Origin of the sequence: Enterobacter sp. TCD1-1 (genome assembly GCF_020567405.1) — a bacterium.
Classification (GTDB): Bacteria; Pseudomonadota; Gammaproteobacteria; order Enterobacterales; family Enterobacteriaceae; genus Enterobacter; species Enterobacter quasiroggenkampii.
Window position 1 is genome coordinate 1 of sequence record NZ_JAJCXF010000006.1, and the last position, 21,031, is coordinate 21,031.

Annotated in this window: 14 protein-coding genes; 11 read left to right on the forward strand and 3 right to left on the reverse strand. The window is 56.9% G+C overall.

All coding sequences use genetic code 11. The features are described from left to right. Positions 1 to 195: 195 nt before the first annotated feature. Genes murB through LJA86_RS18985 form a run of 3 tightly spaced genes read left to right on the forward strand, consistent with a single transcriptional unit; the run spans position 196 to position 3,192 of the window. Positions 196 to 1,224 carry a UDP-N-acetylmuramate dehydrogenase gene (gene murB / locus LJA86_RS18975; RefSeq protein ID WP_045909075.1) on the forward strand — a complete coding sequence of 343 codons (1,029 nt, stop codon included), beginning with the start codon at positions 196 to 198 and terminating at the stop codon, positions 1,222 to 1,224. After that, a complete protein-coding gene (gene birA / locus LJA86_RS18980; RefSeq protein WP_063622776.1) occupies positions 1,221 to 2,183 on the forward strand; it encodes a bifunctional biotin--[acetyl-CoA-carboxylase] ligase/biotin operon repressor BirA in 963 nt (320 codons plus the stop codon). Before murB ends, birA begins: the two co-directional genes overlap by 4 nt. Positions 2,184 to 2,199: 16 nt before the next feature. Beyond that, complete coding sequence (locus tag LJA86_RS18985) at positions 2,200 to 3,192, forward strand: glycosyl hydrolase family 8 (RefSeq protein WP_045909073.1); 993 nt, start codon at positions 2,200 to 2,202, stop codon at positions 3,190 to 3,192. 60 nt (positions 3,193 to 3,252) lie between these two features. Here the strand turns inward: LJA86_RS18985 and bcsG are convergent, their stop codons facing one another. From bcsG to bcsE, 3 genes are read right to left on the reverse strand one after another with little or no spacing between them, the layout of a single operon-like run. Further along, positions 3,253 to 4,932, reverse strand: coding sequence for a cellulose biosynthesis protein BcsG (bcsG, locus tag LJA86_RS18990; protein WP_048226281.1), 1,680 nt, complete (start codon positions 4,930 to 4,932; stop codon positions 3,253 to 3,255). After that, positions 4,925 to 5,119, reverse strand: coding sequence for a cellulose biosynthesis protein BcsF (bcsF, locus tag LJA86_RS18995; protein ID WP_045909071.1), 195 nt, complete (start codon positions 5,117 to 5,119; stop codon positions 4,925 to 4,927). Before bcsF ends, bcsG begins: the two co-directional genes overlap by 8 nt. Beyond that, the gene (gene bcsE / locus LJA86_RS19000) at positions 5,116 to 6,678 is read right to left on the reverse strand and encodes a cellulose biosynthesis c-di-GMP-binding protein BcsE (RefSeq protein ID WP_045909070.1); all 1,563 of its coding nucleotides are present in this window, start codon (positions 6,676 to 6,678) and stop codon (positions 5,116 to 5,118) included. Before bcsE ends, bcsF begins: the two co-directional genes overlap by 4 nt. A gap of 175 nt (positions 6,679 to 6,853) precedes the next feature. On the opposite strand from bcsE, the gene bcsR reads away from it, so the two are divergent. From bcsR to LJA86_RS19040, 8 genes are all read left to right on the forward strand, one after another. Continuing rightward, positions 6,854 to 7,042, forward strand: a complete 189-nt coding sequence (gene bcsR / locus LJA86_RS19005) for a cellulose biosynthesis protein BcsR (RefSeq protein ID WP_008503237.1) — start codon at positions 6,854 to 6,856, stop codon at positions 7,040 to 7,042. An 11-nt stretch (positions 7,043 to 7,053) separates the two neighbouring features. Next, a complete protein-coding gene (bcsQ, locus tag LJA86_RS19010) occupies positions 7,054 to 7,806 on the forward strand; it encodes a cellulose biosynthesis protein BcsQ (RefSeq protein ID WP_045909069.1) in 753 nt (250 codons plus the stop codon). Further along, positions 7,803 to 10,418 (forward strand): UDP-forming cellulose synthase catalytic subunit, encoded by a 2,616-nt coding sequence (bcsA, locus tag LJA86_RS19015; protein WP_045909068.1) that lies wholly within the window; start codon positions 7,803 to 7,805, stop codon positions 10,416 to 10,418. Before bcsQ ends, bcsA begins: the two co-directional genes overlap by 4 nt. 10 nt (positions 10,419 to 10,428) lie before the next feature. After that, positions 10,429 to 12,849 (forward strand): cellulose biosynthesis cyclic di-GMP-binding regulatory protein BcsB, encoded by a 2,421-nt coding sequence (bcsB, locus tag LJA86_RS19020; protein ID WP_229226583.1) that lies wholly within the window; start codon positions 10,429 to 10,431, stop codon positions 12,847 to 12,849. A gap of 6 nt (positions 12,850 to 12,855) precedes the next feature. Then, positions 12,856 to 13,962 (forward strand): cellulose synthase complex periplasmic endoglucanase BcsZ, encoded by a 1,107-nt coding sequence (gene bcsZ, locus LJA86_RS19025; RefSeq protein ID WP_229226614.1) that lies wholly within the window; start codon positions 12,856 to 12,858, stop codon positions 13,960 to 13,962. Beyond that, a complete protein-coding gene (bcsC, locus tag LJA86_RS19030; protein WP_229226584.1) occupies positions 13,944 to 17,426 on the forward strand; it encodes a cellulose synthase complex outer membrane protein BcsC in 3,483 nt (1,160 codons plus the stop codon). The genes bcsZ and bcsC overlap by 19 nt, the downstream gene beginning before the upstream one ends. A 119-nt stretch (positions 17,427 to 17,545) precedes the next feature. Next, positions 17,546 to 19,552, forward strand: a complete 2,007-nt coding sequence (gene hmsP, locus LJA86_RS19035) for a biofilm formation regulator HmsP (protein ID WP_048226290.1) — start codon at positions 17,546 to 17,548, stop codon at positions 19,550 to 19,552. Positions 19,553 to 19,711: 159 nt separating this feature from the next. Beyond that, positions 19,712 to 20,998, forward strand: coding sequence for a dicarboxylate/amino acid:cation symporter (locus tag LJA86_RS19040; RefSeq protein WP_045909063.1), 1,287 nt, complete (start codon positions 19,712 to 19,714; stop codon positions 20,996 to 20,998). The last annotated feature ends 33 nt before the right edge of the window (positions 20,999 to 21,031 follow it).

A 21,031-nucleotide genomic window follows, 5' to 3' on the forward strand; every position in this document is an offset into this window, starting at 1 on the left:
TCAGAAGTGAAACGCCGTAGCGCCGATGGTAGTGTGGGGTCTCCCCATGTGAGAGTAGGGAACTGCCAGGCATCAAACAAGTGAAGAGGCCATCCGAAAGGATGGCCTTTTTGCGTTTATACGCTGCACAAACTGATCCCCCATCACCCTGCTTATACGGTAAACTACCTGCGTTTTTGCATCAGGATAGCGTCTATGAACCACTCCCTTAAGCCCTGGAATACCTTTGGCATTCAACGCAATGCTAATCAAATTGTACGTGCCGATACTGCACAGCAGCTGCTGGATGCATGGCAAAGCGCAACAGAAAAAAACGAACCCGTACTGATTCTGGGCGAAGGAAGTAATGTCCTGTTTCTCGATGATTTTGCGGGAACGGTGATCGTTAACCGCATCATGGGAATTGATGTGGAAGAGCGTGCCGACAGCTGGCACGTGCACGTGGGGGCTGGTGAAAACTGGCACCACCTGGTGCAGTTTACCCTCGAAAAAGGGATGGCGGGTCTGGAAAACCTTGCGCTTATTCCAGGCTGCGCCGGATCGTCACCCATTCAGAACATCGGCGCCTACGGCATCGAGCTGAAACATGTCTGTGAATATGTCGACTGCATCGAGCTGGCGACCGGAACGGCGACGCGTTTAACCGCAGAACAGTGCCGTTTTGGCTATCGTGACAGTATCTTCAAACATGAATATCAGGATCGCTACGTGATTGTCGCCGTGGGTTTGCGTCTGTCGAAGAACTGGCAGCCCGTATTGACCTACGGGGATTTAACGCGTCTCGATCCGGCTACCGTTACCGCACGCGACGTTTTTGACTCTGTTTGCCATATGCGGATGACCAAGCTTCCCGATCCCAAAGTTAACGGAAATGCAGGGAGCTTCTTTAAAAACCCGGTCATCAGCGGCGAAAATGCGAGACGCTTTCTGGAGGAGTGGCCAACCGCGCCACATTACCCTCAGGCGGATGGCAGCGTGAAGCTGGCGGCTGGATGGCTTATCGATCAATGCCAGCTAAAAGGCACTTCAGTTGGCGGGGCAGCCGTTCACCGACAGCAGGCTCTGGTGCTGATTAACCAACACGATGCAACCAGCGACGATGTGGTACAGCTGGCTCACTATGTTCGCCAGCGTGTGGGCGAAAAATTTAACGTCTGGCTGGAGCCAGAAGTCCGCTTCATTGGTCGCACAGGTGAAGTCAACGCTGTGGAGACTATCGCATGAAGGACAATACGGTCCCGTTAACCCTGATTGGTATCCTGGCGGATGGTGAATTCCATTCCGGCGAGCAGCTGGGTGAGCAGCTGGGCATGAGCCGCGCCGCCATTAACAAGCACATCCAGACGCTCCGTGACTGGGGTGTTGATGTGTTTACGGTTCCCGGAAAAGGCTACAGCCTGCCGGAGCCGATTCAGTTGCTGAATGAAGACGCGATCCGCAGCCAGATTGGACACGGCAACGTGGCGGTGCTGCCGGTGATTGACTCGACGAACCAGTATCTGCTGGATCGTCTGCCTGAGCTCAAATCCGGCGATGCCTGTGTAGCTGAATATCAACAGGCCGGTCGCGGCCGTCGTGGCCGCAAGTGGTTTTCACCCTTTGGCGCCAATCTCTATCTGTCCATGTACTGGCGACTCGATCAGGGCCCGGCCGCTGCCATTGGCCTGAGCCTGGTCATCGGTATCGTCATGGCAGAGGTGCTGCACGATCTGGGTGCGGATCAAGTGCGTGTTAAATGGCCTAACGATCTGTACCTCAACGATCGTAAACTTGCCGGGATTCTGGTCGAACTGACGGGCAAAACGGGCGATGCGGCGCAAATCGTCATTGGCGCGGGCCTCAATATGGTGATGCGCAATGTCCAGAATGACGTGGTTAATCAGGCCTGGACTAACCTCCAGGAGGCGGGGATCGTCATCGATCGTAACACCCTTGCCGTACGTATGATTAAAGAGCTGCGCAGCTCGCTCACGCTTTTTGAGCAGGAAGGGCTGGCACCGTTCCTGTCGCGTTGGGAAAAGCTGGATAACTTTATCAACCGCCCGGTGAAATTGCTGATTGGTGATAAAGAGATCTACGGCACGTCCCGCGGTATCGACGCTCAGGGCGCGCTGCTCCTGGAGCAGGATGGCGTGATCAAACCCTGGGTGGGCGGTGAGATTTCCCTGCGGAGTGCCGAATAACCGGATGGAGTGAATGATGCGAAAACCCGTCTGCGCGACGCTGGCCGTCATGATGAGCTTGTTGTTCTCACCTCTCTCTCAGGCGGGACAGGCCTGGGAGAGTTACAAAGCACGCTTTTTCAAACCGGAAGGCCGCATTGTCGATACCGGTAATGGCGGCGTGTCGCATACGGAAGGTCAGGGCTTTGCCATGCTGATGGCAGTCGCCAACGACGATAAGGCCACATTCGATAAGCTCTGGCAATGGACAAACCGTGAGCTGAAGAACAAAGAGAACGGTCTGTTTTACTGGCGCTATAATCCCGCAGAGTCCAACCCGGTCGCGGACAAAAACAACGCCGCCGATGGCGATGTGCTGATTGCCTGGGCGCTGCTTAAAGCCGATGCCCGCTGGCATGACAAACGCTACAGCGCCGCATCGGATGCCATTACAAAAGCGCTGGTTGCCCATAGCGTCATCCGCTATGCGGGTTACCGCGTGATGCTGCCCGGCGTCCAGGGATTTAAGCTTGACGGTGAAGTGGTCCTTAATCCTTCCTATTTTGTGTTTCCGGCCTGGCAGGCCTTCGCCGGACGCAGTCATTTGCCGGTCTGGCGCGATTTGATTAAGGACGGGAAGCGCCTGTTGGGGAAAATGGGCTCGGGTAAAGCGAATCTGCCCGCTGACTGGGTCTCGCTGGCATCAGATGGCAAGCTGGAACCGGCCAAAGGCTGGCCGCCGCGAATGAGCTATGACGCGATTCGTATTCCGCTGTATCTTGCCTGGTCTGATAAGCAAAGCCCACTCCTGACGCCGTGGAAAGCGTGGTTTGGGCAATTCCCCCGGGAGCAAACGCCCGCCTGGGTTAACGTCACCACTAACGAATATGCGCCTTACATGATGGAAGGTGGTCTGTTGGCCGTGCGTGATTTAACGATGGGGCAGCCTTCCGGAGAACCCGAAATCACCTCTAAAGACGACTACTATTCGGCAAGTCTGAAAATGCTGGTGTGGATTTCAGCGCAATAATAACGCACTGGCTATCCCCTCTCCCCGATGGGGAGAGGGTTAGGGTGAGGGGGAAATCAGTTACTGCGGATACGGTACCCAATCCCCGCCGTTCAGGCGAACGTACGGTTTGTTCTGATACTGAATCACCACCGCGTTGGCGTTCTCGGAGACTTCTGCCGTTTGCGGCAGTTTGCTGGTGAGTTGATCCCAGTTCACGCTATCTTCCACAAACAGCTTCCCGTCAACGGCACGGGCAACCAGTTCTGAGATTGCCAGATAGCTGGTCGGCTGGGTGATTTCAATCGGTGCGCCCTGATGGGGTGCCTTCATCCCAAAGAACTTAATGCCAGCAGGCACGTTGGTAATCGACGGGCTTGGGATATCACGCAGACCTGACACCTGCATTCTGTCGCCTTTCAGCGCGCCACCGTGCTCAGGTACCACGACCACCATTACTTTACGGCCTGATTTTTCCAGCTCCGTAAAGAACGCGTCCAGCTCGTCGAAGAATTTCTGCGCACGCACTTTATAATCCGCCGTTTTGCTCACGCCCGGGAAGTGGTTACCGTCGTGGAGCGGCAGGGTGTTAAAGAACGTCGCGCTGCGTGGATTACTGTCTTTTTCGATGGTCTGCAGCCAGCGCTGCAGGACAGCGGAATCGTCATAGACGGGCGAGCCGTCGAAGCCCAGCAGAGAGACAGGAAGACCGGTTTGATCCATCAGCGGTGCCTGCATACCCCCCTGTTCGCGCACCTCTTTCAGGAAGTTGCCGAACTGGCCGTTATGCCCCAGCATCAGATGCTGCGTAAAGCCCAGTTTGGCGAGGTTATCGAACAGATAACACTGGTTGCCGGCGGGTTGATACAGATTCTTATGCGATGCCTGACCGCAGCTTGCACGCAGCAGGCGGATGGCCGCCGGGCCGCTGTACGAGGTGGCAGAGTTGAAATCTTTAAACTGAATGTCGAAATGAGACCACAGCGGATGAGACATCAAACCTGCAGCGTCCACGTCTGCCCAGGAGAGAGAGCAGATGTTGATCACCAGCAGTTCAAACGGCTGAGCATCCGCCGGCAGCGCATCCGGGAATTTCGTCTGTCGTTTGTCTTCCGCGGTATAGAAACTGGAGAGCCAGGCGTTCAGGTTCGTGGAGGTCGGCGGTGCGGTCTGGGTTGGGATATCGCCCACCACAGGCGTATCGCCTGCCGTGGTGACGGTGGCCGCCGCGCTTCCCCCGGTGGTGGTCACCGTGGTGGTCGGTTGACCGGCAGGCCACAGCGAAAAGTTTGGCCCAGCCAGCGTCAGCACGTTAAGCCAGATCATAATCGCGACGACAAACACCGTGACGCGGATCCATTGTGACAGGAACAGCCAGGCAACCAGCAGCACAAATACCGCGCCTATCATCTGCCAGTTAATAAACCGCTCGGTCAGATCGAGGATATAGCTGGCGCTAAAGCCCGCCACCTGTGAGCCCTGGCTCATAATGCTGTCCGGTCCCGGTAACCAGGTATCATGCCAGAACAGAGCAAAGCCGAGAGGGATGGCTATCCAGTGACGTAAGCGATGCAGCCTGATATTCGGCAGGGGCATCAGCAGGAAGGCCATAAATACCAGGTTAAGAAGGGGATGGAAATTCAGATAGCCTGCCCACAGCAGACCAAACTTCACCAGAAAGTAGAAGTTCCAGCCGGAAAGGCCGCGCCAGTATTGCCAGAGCGGCGAGGGTGACGAAGCGGTATAGGTAGAATTAGTCATGTTTTCGGTCTGCCTTGACGTGTGATGCCCGTGTCAGTGTTCCGGCTGGTTTTACATAGCGAGGTTTTATAAACAGCACTCTGGCCGTATCACGGATACGACGTATGGAATGGCGTGCATAGTAGCCAAGCGGGAAAAAGATCAGCGCACAGACTATAACCAGTTGAATGATATCGCTGATATTCATGATGGTGCGTTCTCCGCGTTGTCTGTTAATAAGCGAAGGGGCTCCGGAACCCGGCGCCAGACATGTCCATCATGTCTGGCATTGAGGATCGGTTTCGCATCGCTCTTGATCGCGAGCGGTTTAGCCCATTGTTCAGGCTGGAGCGCACGCATCTGCACCAGCTCTGCGCTGATCGTATTATCTTCGAACCAAATCATACGGTTCGAGAAAATATCCCCGGTAGGCAGGGGGAAGATATGGTTAAGCGCCGTATCGAGGTCGTTTACCCGGCAGAAGGACAAAAACAGCACCAGGCGATTGTCGCCAATGGTCATGATGTCACCCGTACGATTGGGGCGACACAAGGTAAGAGCCTGTTCAACGCGGATACCGGGTACAGGACGCAGGGCAACCATAACCCCTTTTCCGTCAGCAGGAAGAAGCGTATTGCTCATCATGTTACCGACGGCGTCGCAGAAGGTATCCCATTTTTGGTATCCACGCAGCTTCATCGGCTGCGTCATAGAGAGCAGCGTCGAAATGTCTTCCGGTACATGGCGGCTAAACTGCTGGCCCTGAACGCTTTCGATCAGCGTCAGGCAGCGTGACAGCGGCGCGTTCCAGGGAATGACCATATTTGCACCACAGCCCAGAAGCAGACGCTCATCGGTGGCGCGCAGGCTGGTATTGTTTTCGCGCACGATGATTTTTAACGCGCTTCCGCGCTGGCGGCGCAAGGTGTGGATCTGCCTTGCCAGCGTCTCAATCTGGTTATTCTGCATCAATGAGAAGATAAGGGTTGCCGCCTGGGTTGTGCGGGCTTCGTGGAAAAGGTCTTCGTTAGATTCAAACAGCGACCAGTTTTCCGACAGAGCGGGCGCCCCCTCTAAAACCGCGATATGGCTCAGGATGCGTTTTTCATCACTGCGCGGCTGCACCACGGTTTCTTCCTGCTGTGCCAGGTGCCACTTACCCTCGATGTGTTTCAGCGTAAGTTGTTGCCTGGCGCTCACGCCTTTTTCATTACACCAGAAGGCAATATCGTAGAGATAGCTGCCCACCTGGTCACGAACGCTTGCCAGACCGAACAGGGAACGATATTCACCCATTAAAAGTGAGAATAGCTTGTCATTATTACTGCCGGGATTGACTATCAATAGCGTGCAATTTTGAAATTTTGCCCATTTATTGATTTTTTCCAGCCACGGCAGCAGTTTTTCAGCAGGGATATTTTGCAGGACGTTATTTGCACATTTAAGGATCACCAAATAGTGATCCGGATCAATAGTGCACTGAACGTCGCGGGACAAAAAGTATAGACTATCGGCATCCGATGTCATGGAAAATAATCGCACTGTCTGAGGCCCGCGATCGTTTTCCAGCGTGATAATTTTCTTCGGATCTTCGCCCATGCTAATGACGGCCACGCGGGAATCCTTATCCTGGGCAGCAATTGTCTGGTTTACCAGACTGATAGCATCTTCATTTCGGTCCGTATTAATCCACCAGACTCCTCCGACTGGCATGTGGCTCAATTCGTCCCATAATGACTGGATGCCAATAGAAAATATGGAGTCCACGGTGTCCCTCTTTTCGTCTAATTTATCTGTATCTCAGTTTACTAGCGAAAGCGTAGAAATAAACCTAACATTGAAATTAAAGAACATCAGATTTAGCATGTAAATGAAATTTGTCAGGGCAGGAAGCCCCGCAACTTCTTTAGCGTGCGATTTTCCTTAAAGGGATGGAAAAAGAATGGATAATAATGAACCCGGTACCCCAGTCGACTCGACCCTGGGTTACACATTCCAAAACGATTTTCTGGCGCTGACGCAGGCCTTTTCTTTACCTGAAATAGATTACACCGATATTTCCCAGCGGGAACAGTTGGCCGCGGCTATTAAACGCTGGCCGTTATTAGCTGAATTCGCCCATCAACAATAAGGGAGCCATTGATGGCCATACTCGGATTACAGGGTGTCCGTGGGGGTGTGGGTACCACATCTGTTACCGCGGCGCTGGCGTGGTCATTACAGCTTTTAGGTGAATCGGTGCTGGTTATTGACGCCTGCGCCGATAATTTGTTGCGTATGTCGTTTAACGTCGACTTTACTCGCGAAGAGGGCTGGGCCCGCGCGCTGCTTGACGATAAAGACTGGCAGGATGCAGGTTTGCGCTATACCTCCCTTCTTGACCTGCTGCCGTTTGGTCAACTGACCACCACGGAACGCGAAAATGAAGCCGCATACCAGCGCCTGTTTTCGCAATTTACGCTGGCGCTGCAGAGCCTGAAGGAAAAGGGTCACTACAAGTGGATCCTGCTGGATCTGCCGCACGGTGCCGGCACGCTGACCCGACAGCTTATCGCGCAGTGCGATCATGTCCTCTCGATCGTTAACGTCGATGCGAACTGCCATATCCGCCTGCATCAGCAGGGGCTACCTCAGAATGGCCATATCCTGATTAACGATTTGCGCATAGGCAGCCAGATTCAGGACGATCTGTATCAGGTCTGGCTGCAGAGCCAGCGCCGCCTGCTTCCCATTGTCATTCATCGTGATGAGGGCATGGCGGAATGCCTTGCATCGAAGCAACCGCTCGGCGAATACCGCAGCGATTCACTGGCGGCAGAAGAGATCCTGACGCTGGCTAACTGGTGTCTGCTGAACTTCGCCAATCGGGCGGAGCATGCAGGGAGTGATGTATGAGTCGTCTCGCCAGCTGGTTACTCATCCCACCGGTCAGTTCGCGTTTGAGCGAACATTACCGGCATTTTCGCCGTCACGGTGCGTCGGCATTCAGCGCCGCGCTCGGCTGTTTCTGGATGATTCTGGCCTGGATGTTTATTCCACTCGAACACCCGCGCTGGCAGCGCATACGTGCCCGGCACAGTGAACTGTATCCGCACATTAATCCTGACCGGCCGCGTCCACTGGATCCGGCGCGTTATCTCATTCAGGCCATCTGGCTGGTGGCGACCTCATCCCGCGCGGAGATAAAAACGCCGCACTGGCGGAGCTTCTCCCGCGTCCAACAGTTACGTGAACGCTACCATCAGTGGCTGGACAGGCTGCCTAACAGCGTCAGCGATAAGACCAGCCATCTGGATAACCACAAAGAGCTCGGGCATCTCCACCCGGGCTTGCGGCGTTTTATCCTCGGCGTGATCGTTGTGTTCTCGCTCATTCTGGCGCTGGTCTGTATTACGCAGCCTTTCAACCCTCTGGCGCAGTTCACTTTCCTGATCCTGCTGTGGGGCGTGGCGCTACTGGTGCGCCGAATTCCGGGCCGCTTCTCGGCGCTGATGCTGATCGTGTTGTCGCTGACCGTCTCCTGCCGCTACATCTGGTGGCGTTATACCTCGACGCTGAACTGGGACGACCCGGTGAGTCTGGTGTGCGGCCTGGTGCTGCTGTTTGCTGAAACCTATGCCTGGATTGTGCTGGTGCTGGGCTATTTCCAGGTGATTTGGCCGCTCAACCGCCAGCCGGTTCCGCTGCCAAAGGACACGACCCAGTGGCCAACCGTCGATCTCTTCGTGCCGACCTACAACGAAGACCTGAGCGTGGTGAAGAACACCATCTATGCCGCGCTGGGCATCGACTGGCCGAAAGATAAGCTCAAGGTCTGGATCCTGGATGACGGCAACCGTCCGGCGTTCCGCCAGTTCGCAGAGGAGGTCGGCGTCGAATACATCGCCCGTCCGACGCATGAACACGCTAAGGCGGGGAACATCAACAACGCGTTGAAGTATGCCACCGGGGAGTTTGTTTCGATCTTTGACTGCGACCACGTGCCGACGCGCTCGTTCCTGCAGATGACCATGGGCTGGTTCCTGAAGGAAAAAGAGCTGGCGATGATGCAGACGCCGCACCACTTCTTCTCGCCGGACCCGTTTGAACGTAACCTTGGCCGTTTCCGTAAGACCCCGAACGAAGGCACGCTGTTCTATGGGCTGGTACAGGACGGAAACGACATGTGGGACGCCACCTTCTTCTGCGGCTCATGCGCGGTTATCCGCCGTAAACCGCTGGATGAAATTGGTGGTATCGCCGTCGAGACGGTCACCGAAGATGCGCACACCTCGCTGCGCCTGCACCGTCGTGGCTATACCTCAGCCTATATGCGCATTCCGCAGGCTGCTGGCCTCGCAACGGAGTCATTGTCGGCGCACATTGGCCAGCGTATTCGCTGGGCGCGCGGCATGGTGCAGATTTTCCGTCTCGATAACCCCCTGATCGGTAAAGGGCTCAAGCTGGCGCAGCGTCTCTGCTACGTCAACGCCATGTTCCACTTCTTGTCCGGCATTCCGCGGCTGATCTTCCTGACCGCGCCGCTGGCGTTCCTGCTCCTTCACGCTTATATCATCTACGCCCCGGCGCTGATGATTGCGCTGTTTGTTCTGCCGCACATGATCCACGCGAGCCTGACGAACTCGAAGATACAGGGTAAATACCGCCACTCCTTCTGGAGTGAAATCTACGAAACGGTGCTGGCCTGGTACATCGCGCCGCCGACGATGGTGGCGCTGATTAACCCGCACAAAGGTAAATTCAACGTCACCGCGAAGGGCGGGCTGGTGGAGGAGGAGTACGTCGACTGGGTGATCTCCCGGCCGTATATCTTCCTGGTGCTGCTGAATATCGTGGGCGTCATTGCGGGTATCTGGCGCTACTTCTACGGTCCGGAAAACGAAATCCTGACCGTCTTCGTCAGTATGGCCTGGGTCTTCTACAACCTGATTATCCTCGGCGGCGCGGTGGCGGTGTCGGTGGAGAGTAAACAGGTTCGTCGCGCACATCGCGTGGAAATCTGCATGCCAGCGGCGATTGCCCGTGAAGATGGCCATCTCTTCTCCTGTACCGTGCACGACTTCTCTGACGGCGGTCTGGGGATCAAAATCAACGGCCAGGCGAAGGTGCTGGAAGGGCAGAAAGTTAACCTGCTGCTTAAGCGCGGTCAGCAGGAGTATGTCTTCCCCACGCAGGTCGTTCGCGTGGTGGGCAATGAAGTCGGCCTGCAGCTGATGCCGTTGACCAAAAAGCAACATATCGATTTTGTGCAGTGTACGTTTGCCCGCGCGGATACGTGGGCTCTCTGGCAGGACAGCTTCCCGGAAGATAAACCTCTGGAAAGCCTGCTGGATATTCTGAAGCTGGGGTTCCGTGGCTATCGTCACCTTGCAGAATTTGCCCCGTCGTCGGTGAAATTAATTTTCCGGTCACTTACTTCGCTGGTTTCCTGGGTCGTGTCGTTCATTCCTCGTCGTCCTGAGCGGGATGAGGCGAAGCAGGCGGACCCGGTTATGGCTCAACAATGATGATAACGCGATGAAAACAAAACTTTCCTGGTTATGTGCAGTGGCAATGGGGATGAATGCGCTCCCCGCAACAATGGCTAACGCGGCCCCGGGTAACGCAGCGGCAACGCCTGCGCCAACCGTACCTGTCGTCGCGCAAGCAACCGATCCGGTTGTCACCGCGGCACCCGGTCAAACGGAAAACATCCTGCCGAACCAGCCAACGGAGGGGAATACCCTGCCGGCAGACGGCCAGGTCATCGGGCAGGTCATGCCGGGCGTCCGCGGGGCGAATGCGCCCGTCGTTGCGGACAATGCGCCGTCGCGTGACGTGAAGCTGACCTTCGCGCAAATTGCGCCGCCTCCGGGCAGCATGGTGCTGCGCGGCATCAACCCTAACGGCGGCATTGAATTTGGCATGCGCAGCGATGAGGTTGTCTCTAATGCGGTGCTGAACCTTGAATACACGCCGTCACCGTCGCTGCTGCCGACCCAGTCTCAGCTGAAGGTCTATCTGAATGACGAGCTGATGGACGTTCTGCCGGTCACCAAAGAGCAGCTCGGCAAGAAAACGCAGGCTCAGGTGCCGATCAACCCGCTATTCATCACCGACTTTAACCGTATTCGCCTGGAATTTGTCGGTCACTACCGCGATGTCTGCGAAAACCCGGCCAGCAACACGCTGTGGATGGACGTCGGGCGTAACTCCTCGCTGCAGATGACCTACCAGTCGCTGGCGCTGAAAAACGATCTCTCAGCCTTCCCGGTTCCGTTCTTCGATCCGCGTGATAACCGTCCGCTCACGCTGCCGATGGTGTTTGCCTCTTCCCCGGACGTGACCGAGCAGCTGGCGGCCACCATTGTGGCGTCCTGGTTTGGTTCACGCGCGGGCTGGCGCGGCCAGAGCTTCCCGGCGATGTATGACAAGCTGCCGGACAGAAATGCCATTGTGTTTGCCACCAACGCGAAACGCCCGGCTTTCCTGCGCGATCATCCGGACGTCAACGCGCCGACCGTTGAGATGATAAGCCACCCGGAAAACCCGTACGTGAAGCTGCTGGTGGTCTTTGGTCGTGATGATAAAGATCTGGTGCAGGCAGCAAAAGCGATTGCCCAGGGCAACGTCCTGTTCCGTGGCAACAGCGTGGTGATAGATGAGGTCAAGCCGCTGCTGGCGCGTAAACCTTACGATGCGCCAAACTGGGTGCGTACCGACCGTGCGGTCACCTTTGGCGAGCTGAAAACCTATGAAGAACAGCTGCAGGCGACGGGGCTTGAGCCAGCGCCAATTAGCCTGTCGCTGAATCTGCCGCCGGATCTGTACCTGCTGCGCACCAACGGCATTGATATCAATCTGAACTACCGGTATACCGCGCCAGCCACCAAAGACAGCTCGCGCATGGATATCAGCCTCAACAACCAGTTCCTGCAATCCTTCAGCCTGCAAAGCACGCAGGATACGAACCGCCTGATGCTTCGCCTGCCAGTGCTGCAGGGGCTGCTGGACGGTAAAACGGATGTTTCCATCCCGGCACTGAAGCTGGGCGCGATAAACCAGCTGCGCTTTGATTTCCAGTACATGAACCCGATGCCTGGCGGCTCGGCTGAAAACTGCATCACCTTCCAGCCGGTGCAGAACCACGTGGTGATTGGCGATGAGTCGACCATCGACTTCTCGAAGTACTATCACTTCCTGGCGATGCCGGACCTGCGCGCGTTTGCTAACGCGGGCTTCCCGTTCAGCCGCATGGCCGATCTCTCTGAGTCCATTGTGGTGATGCCAAAATCGCCAAACGAAGGGCAGGTCACGACCCTGCTGGACACCATGGCGACCGTTGGCGGACAGACGGGATTACCGGCAATTAACGTCACGTTGACCGACGATGGCAGCCAGATTCAGAACAAAGACGCTGACATCATGGTGATCGGAACCATTCCGGATAAGCTAAAGGATGACAAACGTATCGATCTGCTGGTGAAAGCGGCCCAGTCCTGGGTTAACACGCCGCTGCGCCAGACCGAATTCCCGAGCATTATGCCGGATGTGAACGATCGTCAGGCCAGCGCGCAGACGACGATAACGTCTCAGGGGGCAATGGCTGCGGTGGTGGGCTTCCAGTCACCTTACAACGAACAGCGTAGCGTGGTGGCTCTCCTCGCGGACAGCCCGCGCGGGTATGAACTGCTCAATACGGCCATGAACGACAGCGGTAAACGTGCCGCGATGTTTGGTTCCGTGTCGGTGATCCGTGAGTCCGGCGTCAATAGCCTGCGCGTAGGCGATGTGTACTACGTAGGCCATCTGCCGTGGTTTGAACGCCTGTGGTATGCGCTGGCTAACCATCCGGTTCTGCTCGCTATCCTGGCTGCGGTTAGCGTGGTCCTGCTGGCATGGGTGCTGTGGCGTCTGCTGCGAATCATCAGCCGTCGTCGTCTGAACCCGGATGAGTAAGATGTGATGAAAGCCTTTCGCTGGTGTGTATTAGCAGCGGTGATGCTGGCGGCGCTTCCTCTTCGCGCCGCCTGTACCTGGCCTGCCTGGGAGCAGTTTAAAAAGGACTACATCAGTGAGGGCGGGCGTGTCATTGACCCCAGTGACACGCGCAAAATTACGACCTCGGAAGGGCAAAGCTACGCCCTGTTCTTTGCCCTGGCGGCGAACGATCGCCAGGCCTTTGACCAGCTGCTGACGTGGACGCGCGATAATCTTGCCAGCGGCGATCTCAACGACCATCTGCCTGCCTGGCTATGGGGGCAGAAAGATAAAGAGACGTGGGCGGTGATTGATACCAACTCCGCCTCTGACGCCGATGTCTGGATCGCCTGGTCACTGCTCGAAGCGGGTCGGCTGTGGAAGCATCCGGACTATACCCGCACGGGTAAAGCGCTGCTGAAACGCATTGTCAGCGAGGAGGTGGTGAAAGTCCCGGGGCTTGGCGCAATGCTGCTTCCCGGCAAAGTCGGCTTTGCCGATGAACACGCCTGGCGCTTTAACCCCAGCTATCTTCCTCCGCAGCTAGCGGCTTATTTCACGCGGTTTGGCTCCCCGTGGACCCAGCTTCGTGAAACCAATCTGCGCCTGCTGCTGGAGAGTGCGCCGAAAGGCTTTTCGCCGGACTGGGTGCAGTATCAGAAAAACAGAGGCTGGCGGTTACAGCAGGAGAAAGCGCTGGTGGGCGGCTACGACGCCATCCGCGTGTATCTCTGGGTGGGCATGATGAGTGATAAAGATCCTCAGAAAGCCCGGTTGCTGACGCGCTTCCAGCCGATGGCGGCAAAGACCATGAAACGGGGTGTGCCGCCGGAGAAAGTGGATGTGGCGACGGGGAAACGCACCGGCGACGGCCCGGTCGGGTTCTCTGCCGCTATGCTGCCGTTTTTACAACAACGTGATGCCCAGGCGATTCAGCGCCAGCGCGTTGCGGACCATTTTCCCGATAACAATGCCTATTACAGCTACGTGCTGACGCTTTTTGGGCAAGGATGGGATCAGCATCGTTTTCGCTTCACCGCAAAAGGTGAATTAATACCGGATTGGGGCCAGGAATGCGCAAGTTCACAGTAAATCTACTCAGTTTATCGCTTGGCCTGGCGCTTATGCCGTGGGCCCAGGCCGCTAACTCTCCGCAGCAAAAACAGCTGCTGGAGCAGGTGAGGCTGGGCGAATCGACACAGCGTGAGGATTTGGTTCGTCAGTCGCTCTATCGCCTTGAGCTGATTGACCCGAACAACCCTGACGTGATTGCCGCACGCTTTCGCTACCTGCTGCGTCAGGGCGATAACGCCGGCGCGCAAAAAGAGCTGGATCGTCTGAAAGGGATTGCGCCGGGTTCGAGTGCGTACCAGTCATCACGCAACACGATGCTGCTTTCTACTCCGGATGGCCGCCAGCAGCTCCAGCAGGCGCGACTGCTCGCCACTACGGGGCACACGCAGGAGGCGATTGCCGCCTATGACAAGCTGTTTGACGGCAACCCGCCGGGTGGCGACGTGGCGACGGAATACTGGAACGTCGTGGCAAAAGATCCTGCTCGCCGCGGCGCGGCCATTAACCAGCTTAAGAAAATAAACAGCAGCAGTCCCGGAAATACGCAGCTGCAGGCGACGCTGTCCCAGCTTCTGTTCCAGAGCGGACGTCGTGATGAAGCCTTTGCGGTATTGCAGGAGATGGCCAAATCCACCAATGGCCGTAGCCAGGCGTCTGATATGTGGTATGACCAAATCAAAGACCAGCCTGCCAGCAGCGCCAGCGTCAGTGCGCTGCAAAAATACCTGAGCGTATTCAGCGACGGGGATAGCGTCGCGGCGGCGCGTGCCCAGCTTGAAGCGCAGCAAAAACAGCTCGCCGATCCGGCGTTCCGCGCGAAAGCCGAAGGGCTGGCAGCGGTGGATGCCGGGCAGGGAAGTAAGGCGGTGGCGGAGCTGCAAAAAGCCGTCAGCGCCAACCATGCTGACAGTGAAGCGGTGGGCGCCCTTGGACAGGCGTATTCCCAGAAGGGCGACCGCGCCCGCGCGGTGGCACAGTTTGAAAAGGCGATTGCCCTCGATCCCCAGAGCGATAATCGGGGTAAATGGGACAGTCTTCTGAAGGTTAACCGCTACTGGCTGCTGATCCAGCAGGGCGATGCGGCGCTGAAGGCGAATAACCCGGCGCAGGCAGAGCGTTACTATCAGCAGGCACGCAATATCGACAATACCGACAGCTATGCCGTGCTGGGGCTGGGCGACGCCGCCGCGGCGCGTAAAGATAACGACGCGGCGGAGCGTTACTATCGCCAGGCGCTGCGGATGGACAGCGGCAACAGCAATGCGGTTCGCGGCCTGGCCAATATTTACCGCGCGCAGTCGCCGGAGAAGGCTTCGCAGTTTATCCAGTCTCTCTCCGCCAGCCAGCGCCGTAGCATAGACGACATTGAACGTAGCCTGACCAACGAACAGCTCTCCGCCCAGGCCGAACAGCTTGAGAACCAGGGGAAATACGCGCAGGCGGCAGACATTCAGCGTCGTCGTCTGGCGCTCTCTCCCGGCGACGTGTGGATAACCTATCGTCTTTCGCGCGATCTCTACAGCGCGGGTCAGCGCAGCCAGGCGGACACCCTGATGCGTCAGCTTGCCCACCAGAAACCGTCCGACCCGGATCAGGTTTATGCTAACGGGCTCTACCTTTCCGGAAACGATCAGGACCGGGCCGCGCTGGCGCATCTGGAGACGCTGCCGCGCAGCCAGTGGAACGGCAATATTCAGGAGCTTGCCGACCGCCTGCAAAGCAACCAGGTGCTGGAAACCGCCAACCGCCTGCGCGACAGCGGCAAAGAGCAGGACGCAGAGAATCTTCTTCGCCAGCAGCCGACCTCCACCCGTATCGACCTCACGCTGGCGGACTGGGCACAGCAGCGTGGCGATCTGGACTCGGCGAAAACGACGTACAACGCCGTCCTGCAGCGTGAGCCGCAGAATGAAGACGCGCTCCTCGGCCTGACCGAGATTTACAGCGCGCAGGGTAACAAAGATGCCGCGCGCGCGGAGCTGGCGAAGCTGCCCGCCGCGCAAAACGGCCAGCCGCTGTCGCTCAATATGCAGCGCCGCATCGCGATGGCGCAGGCGGGTCTGGGCGATGCCGCTGCCGCAGAGCAGACCTTCAATAAAATTATTCCGCAGGCTAAATCGCAGCCTGGCTCTATGGAAAACGCGCTGGTGCTGCGTGATGCCGCACGTTTCCAGGCGCAGAACGGCCAGCCTCAGCAGGCGCTGGAAACCTACAAAGATGCGATGGTATCGACGGGTATCACCACGACGCGTCCGGCTGACAACGACAGTTTCACCCGTCTGACGCGTAACGATGAAAAAGACGACTGGCTGAAGCGCGGCGTGCGCAGTGATGCCGGTGAGTTGTACCGTCAGCAGGATGTTAACGTCACGCTGCAGCACGATTACTGGGGCTCCAGCGGTACGGGCGGTTATTCCGATCTGAAAGCGCATACCACCATGCTGCAGGTGGATGCGCCGCTCTCTGACGGGCGCATGTTCTTCAGAAGCGATCTGGTCAATATGGATGCCGGGTCATTCGATACCAGGAACGGGACTTACGATCCTAAATGGGGAACCTGCTACGAAACGCCGTGTAGCGGGAACACCCATCAGTCAGACAATGGCGCGAGCGTTGCCGTCGGCTGGCAGAATAAAACCTGGGCGATGGATATTGGCACCACGCCAATGGGCTTTGACGTCGTCGACGTGGTGGGCGGCATCAGCTACAGCAGCGATTTGGGGCCCATCGGCTATACCGTTAACGCCCATCGTCGGCCAATCTCCAGCTCTCTGCTGGCCTTCGGCGGGCAAAAAGATACCAATACCGGCACCACCTGGGGCGGCGTACGCGCCACCGGTGGCGGCGTAAGTATGAGCTATGACAAAGGGGAAGCGAACGGCGTCTGGTCAAGCCTGAACGCGGAAACGCTGACGGGTAAAAATGTGGAGGATAACTGGCGCGTCCGCTGGATGACGGGTTACTACTACAAGCTCATTAATAAAAACAACGAGCGCCTGACGGTCGGCGTCTCCAACATGCTCTGGCACTACGACAAAGACCTGAGCGGTTATACCCTGGGTCAGGGCGGCTATTACAGCCCGCAGGAGTATGTCTCCTTCGCCTTGCCGGTGACCTGGCGTAAGCGCACGGAAAACTGGTCCTGGGAGCTGGGGGGCTCGGTCTCCTGGTCCCACTCTAAAACCAAAGACGAGCTGCGCTACCCGATTCAGAATCTGATCCCGACCGATGAGCCGGACCGCTATACCGACCGGGGCGCGATGGAAACCGGCAGCAGTTCTTCCGGTACGGGTTATACCGCACGGGCCATAATCGAGCGGCGGGTCACGTCCAACTGGTTTGTGGGCATGGGCGTGGATATCCAGCAAGCGAAAGACTATACCCCAAGCCACGCGCTGATCTATGTGCGCTACTCTGCTGCAGGCTGGCAGGGCGATATGGACTTACCGCCGCAGCCGCTTATCCCTTACGCGGACTGGTAATCGGATTTTCCTTAATCCATTTGTAAGTCTCTCTTAATAGCGCGGCAATCGGGTATACTCAGGCGCGCCAGGTTTACACCCTGGCGCGCCCTGCGCTTCGAGTTTTGTGGAGAGTCATTTTGCGTGTCAGCCGTTCCTTAACAATCAAACAGATGGCGATGGTCTCTGCCGTCACCATGCTGTTTGTCCTGCTCTTCTGCGTTATTTTGCTGTTTCATTCCGTACAGCAGAATCGCTATAACACGGCTTCGCAATTAGAAAGTATCGCCCGCTCGGTACGCGGCCCGCTGTCAGCCTCTATCCTGAAAGGGGATATCCCCGAGGCGGAAACCATATTGAAACGCATTCAGCCGGCTGGTGTTGTGAGCCGGGCGGACGTCGTGCTCCCCAACCAGTTTCAGGCGCTGCGGATGAGCTTTATCCCGGAACGTCCCGTCCCGATGATGGTGATGCGCCTGTTTGAACTGCCGGTGCAAATTTCGCTTCCCGTCTATTCGCTTGAACGCCCTGCGAATCCGCAGCCGCTGGCCTACCTGGTGTTACAGGCAGACTCCTACCGCATGTATAAATTCGTCATGAGTTGGGTGGTTACGTTAGTGACCACTTGCTTACTTATGACGCTTATTCTCAGCGTGGCGCTCACCTGGTGCATCAACCGGCTGATTGTCCATCCCCTGCGCCGTATCGCCCGCGAGCTGAACACGCTCGCCCCGCAGGATCAGATGGGACACCAGCTTGAGCTGCCGCGTCTGCATCATGACGATGAGATCGGCATGCTGGTGCGCAGCTATAACCTCAACCAGCAGCGCATCCAGCGTCAGCAGGATGAACTGAACAGTAGCGCCACCCGTTTTCCGGTATCGGAGCTCCCCAATAAAGCCTTCCTGATGGCGATGCTGGAGCAAACCGTTGAGCGCCAGCAAACCACCGCGCTGATGGTCATTGCCTGCGAAACCCTGCAGGACACGGCTGGCGTGCTTCAGGAGAGCCAGCGCGAAATGCTGCTACTCACCCTGGTGGAAAAGATCAAATCTGTCCTTGCCCCGCGCATGGTGCTGACTCAGGTCAGCGGTTACGACCTGGTGGTGATTGCCAACGGCGTAAAAGAACCCTGGCATGCGATCACGTTAGGTCAGCAAGTACTCACTGTCATTAATGAGCGGCTGCCGATTCAGGGTATCCAGCTTCGCCCGAGCGCCAGTATCGGGATTGCCATGTTCTATGGCGATCTGACCGCGGAACAGCTTTATCGCCGCGCCTTCTCGGCGGCCTTTACCGCCCGGCGCAAAGGCAAAAACCAGATCCAGTTCTTCGACCCGGCGCAGATGGAAAAGGCGCAGCAGCGCCTGACGGAAGAGAGCGACATCCTGACCGCGCTGGATAACCGCCAGTTTGCCCTCTGGCTGCAGCCGCAGGTGGACCTGCAGACGGGAGAGGTGAAAAGCGCCGAGGCCCTGCTGCGTCTGCAGCAGCCGGATGGCTCATGGGAGCTGCCGGAAGGGCTGATTGAGCGCATCGAGTCCTGCGGCCTGATGGTTACCGTTGGCTACTGGGTGCTGGAGGAGTGCTGCCGTCAGCTTGCCGCCTGGCAGGAGCGTGGCGTGACGCTGCCGCTGTCGGTCAACCTGTCTGCCCTGCAGCTTATGCACCCGACCATGGTTTCAGAGATGCTGGAGCTGATCCATCGTTACCGCATCAAGCCTGATACGTTAACCCTGGAAGTGACGGAGAGCCGACGCATCGACGATCCCAATGAGGCGGTCGCGATTCTCAAGCCGCTGCGTAATGCCGGTATTCGCATTGCCCTGGACGATTTTGGCATGGGGTACGCCGGGCTGCGTCAGCTTCAGCACATGAAGACCCTTCCGGTGGATGTGCTCAAAATTGACAAAGCGTTTGTCGACGGACTGCCGGGCGACAGCAGCATGGTGCAGGCGATTATCCAGATGGCGCGCAGCCTCAACCTGCACCTGATTGCCGAGGGGATTGAAACCGACGCGCAACGCGCCTGGCTGGCAGAGGCGGGCGTGGAGAGTGGGCAAGGCTTCCTGTTTGCCCCTGCAGTCCCTTCGGATGTCTTTGAAGAACGATACCTTTCTGGCACCGATCACCACGCAAAAGCGTAATTTTGTTGCTGGCTTGTGCGAGCCAGCTCAAAGTTCTTAACATTTGTGTTTCAAATTTGAACTGAGTTTATTTCTGTCCTGTTATGTGGGTGTTATTTTAAAGCCGCAGGTTAACCATAACCTTACAAAGCCTGTGGTTTTTCTTCCCAAGGACACCTTATGAAAACCTCACTCTTCAAAAGTCTTTATTTCCAGGTCCTGACAGCCATCGCCATCGGTATTCTGCTGGGTCACTATTACCCTGAACTGGGCGCGCAAATGAAACCGCTTGGCGACGCGTTCGTTAAGCTCATTAAAATGGTCATCGCGCCGGTGATCTTCTGTACGGTCGTCACGGGCATCGCTGGCATGGAAAGCATGAAGGCGGTCGGTCGTACCGGTGCAGTGGCGCTTCTCTATTTTGAAGTGGTCAGTACCCTTGCGCTGATTATCGGTCTGATCATCGTCAACGTGGTGCAGCCAGGCGCGGGGATGAACGTCGATCCGGCGACGCTGGATGCCAAAGCGGTTGCGGTCTATGCCGAGCAGGCGAAGGATCAGGGCGTGGTCGCCTTCCTGCTGGACGTCATTCCTGGCAGCGTCATAGGCGCGTTCGCCAGCGGAAACATCCTCCAGGTGCTGCTGTTCGCCGTGATGTTTGGCTTTGCCCTGCACCGTCTGGGCAGCAAAGGCCAGCTTATCTTTAACGTGATCGAAAGCTTCTCGCAGGTCATCTTCGGCATCATCAATATGATCATGCGCCTGGCGCCCATCGGTGCCTTCGGTGCGATGGCCTTCACCATCGGTAAGTATGGCGTCGGTACGCTGGTCCAGTTGGGTCAGCTGATTATCTGCTTCTATATCACCTGTATTCTTTTCGTGGTGGTGGTGCTGGGCTCCATCGCCCGCGCGACCGGTTTCAGCATCTTCAAATTTATCCGTTACATCCGCGAAGAGCTGCTGATTGTTCTGGGAACCTCCTCGTCAGAATCGGCGCTGCCGCGCATGCTCGATAAGATGGAGAAACTCGGGTGTCGCAAATCGGTGGTCGGGCTGGTGATCCCGACGGGCTACTCCTTCAACCTGGATGGCACCTCGATATACCTGACGATGGCGGCGGTGTTTATCGCGCAGGCGACCAACAGCCATATGGATATTTTCCATCAGATTACCCTGCTGGTGGTGCTCCTGCTCTCCTCTAAAGGCGCGGCAGGCGTGACGGGCAGCGGCTTTATCGTGCTGGCAGCCACCATTTCTGCTGTGGGTCACCTGCCGGTGGCGGGTCTGGCGTTGATTCTGGGTATTGACCGCTTCATGTCTGAGGCCCGTGCGCTAACCAACCTGGTGGGTAACGGCGTGGCAACGGTGGTGGTGGCGAAATGGGTGAAAGAGCTGGATCACAAAAAGCTCGACGATACTCTGAATAATCGTTCAACTGACAGCAAAAATCCTGGCTTATCCTCTTAATCTTGTCACAAATGCCCGTATTCCCTTGTGGGG

Coding starts and splice junctions, on each gene's coding strand:
- murB (WP_045909075.1), top strand. CDS start 196: ATGAACCACTCCCTTAAGCCCTGGAATACCTTTGGCATTCAACGCAAT.
- birA (WP_063622776.1), top strand. CDS start 1,221: ATGAAGGACAATACGGTCCCGTTAACCCTGATTGGTATCCTGGCGGAT.
- LJA86_RS18985 (WP_045909073.1), top strand. CDS start 2,200: ATGCGAAAACCCGTCTGCGCGACGCTGGCCGTCATGATGAGCTTGTTG.
- bcsG (WP_048226281.1), bottom strand. CDS start 4,932: ATGACTAATTCTACCTATACCGCTTCGTCACCCTCGCCGCTCTGGCAA.
- bcsF (WP_045909071.1), bottom strand. CDS start 5,119: ATGAATATCAGCGATATCATTCAACTGGTTATAGTCTGTGCGCTGATC.
- bcsR (WP_008503237.1), top strand. CDS start 6,854: ATGGATAATAATGAACCCGGTACCCCAGTCGACTCGACCCTGGGTTAC.
- bcsQ (WP_045909069.1), top strand. CDS start 7,054: ATGGCCATACTCGGATTACAGGGTGTCCGTGGGGGTGTGGGTACCACA.
- bcsA (WP_045909068.1), top strand. CDS start 7,803: ATGAGTCGTCTCGCCAGCTGGTTACTCATCCCACCGGTCAGTTCGCGT.
- bcsB (WP_229226583.1), top strand. CDS start 10,429: ATGAAAACAAAACTTTCCTGGTTATGTGCAGTGGCAATGGGGATGAAT.
- bcsZ (WP_229226614.1), top strand. CDS start 12,856: ATGAAAGCCTTTCGCTGGTGTGTATTAGCAGCGGTGATGCTGGCGGCG.
- bcsC (WP_229226584.1), top strand. CDS start 13,944: ATGCGCAAGTTCACAGTAAATCTACTCAGTTTATCGCTTGGCCTGGCG.
- LJA86_RS19040 (WP_045909063.1), top strand. CDS start 19,712: ATGAAAACCTCACTCTTCAAAAGTCTTTATTTCCAGGTCCTGACAGCC.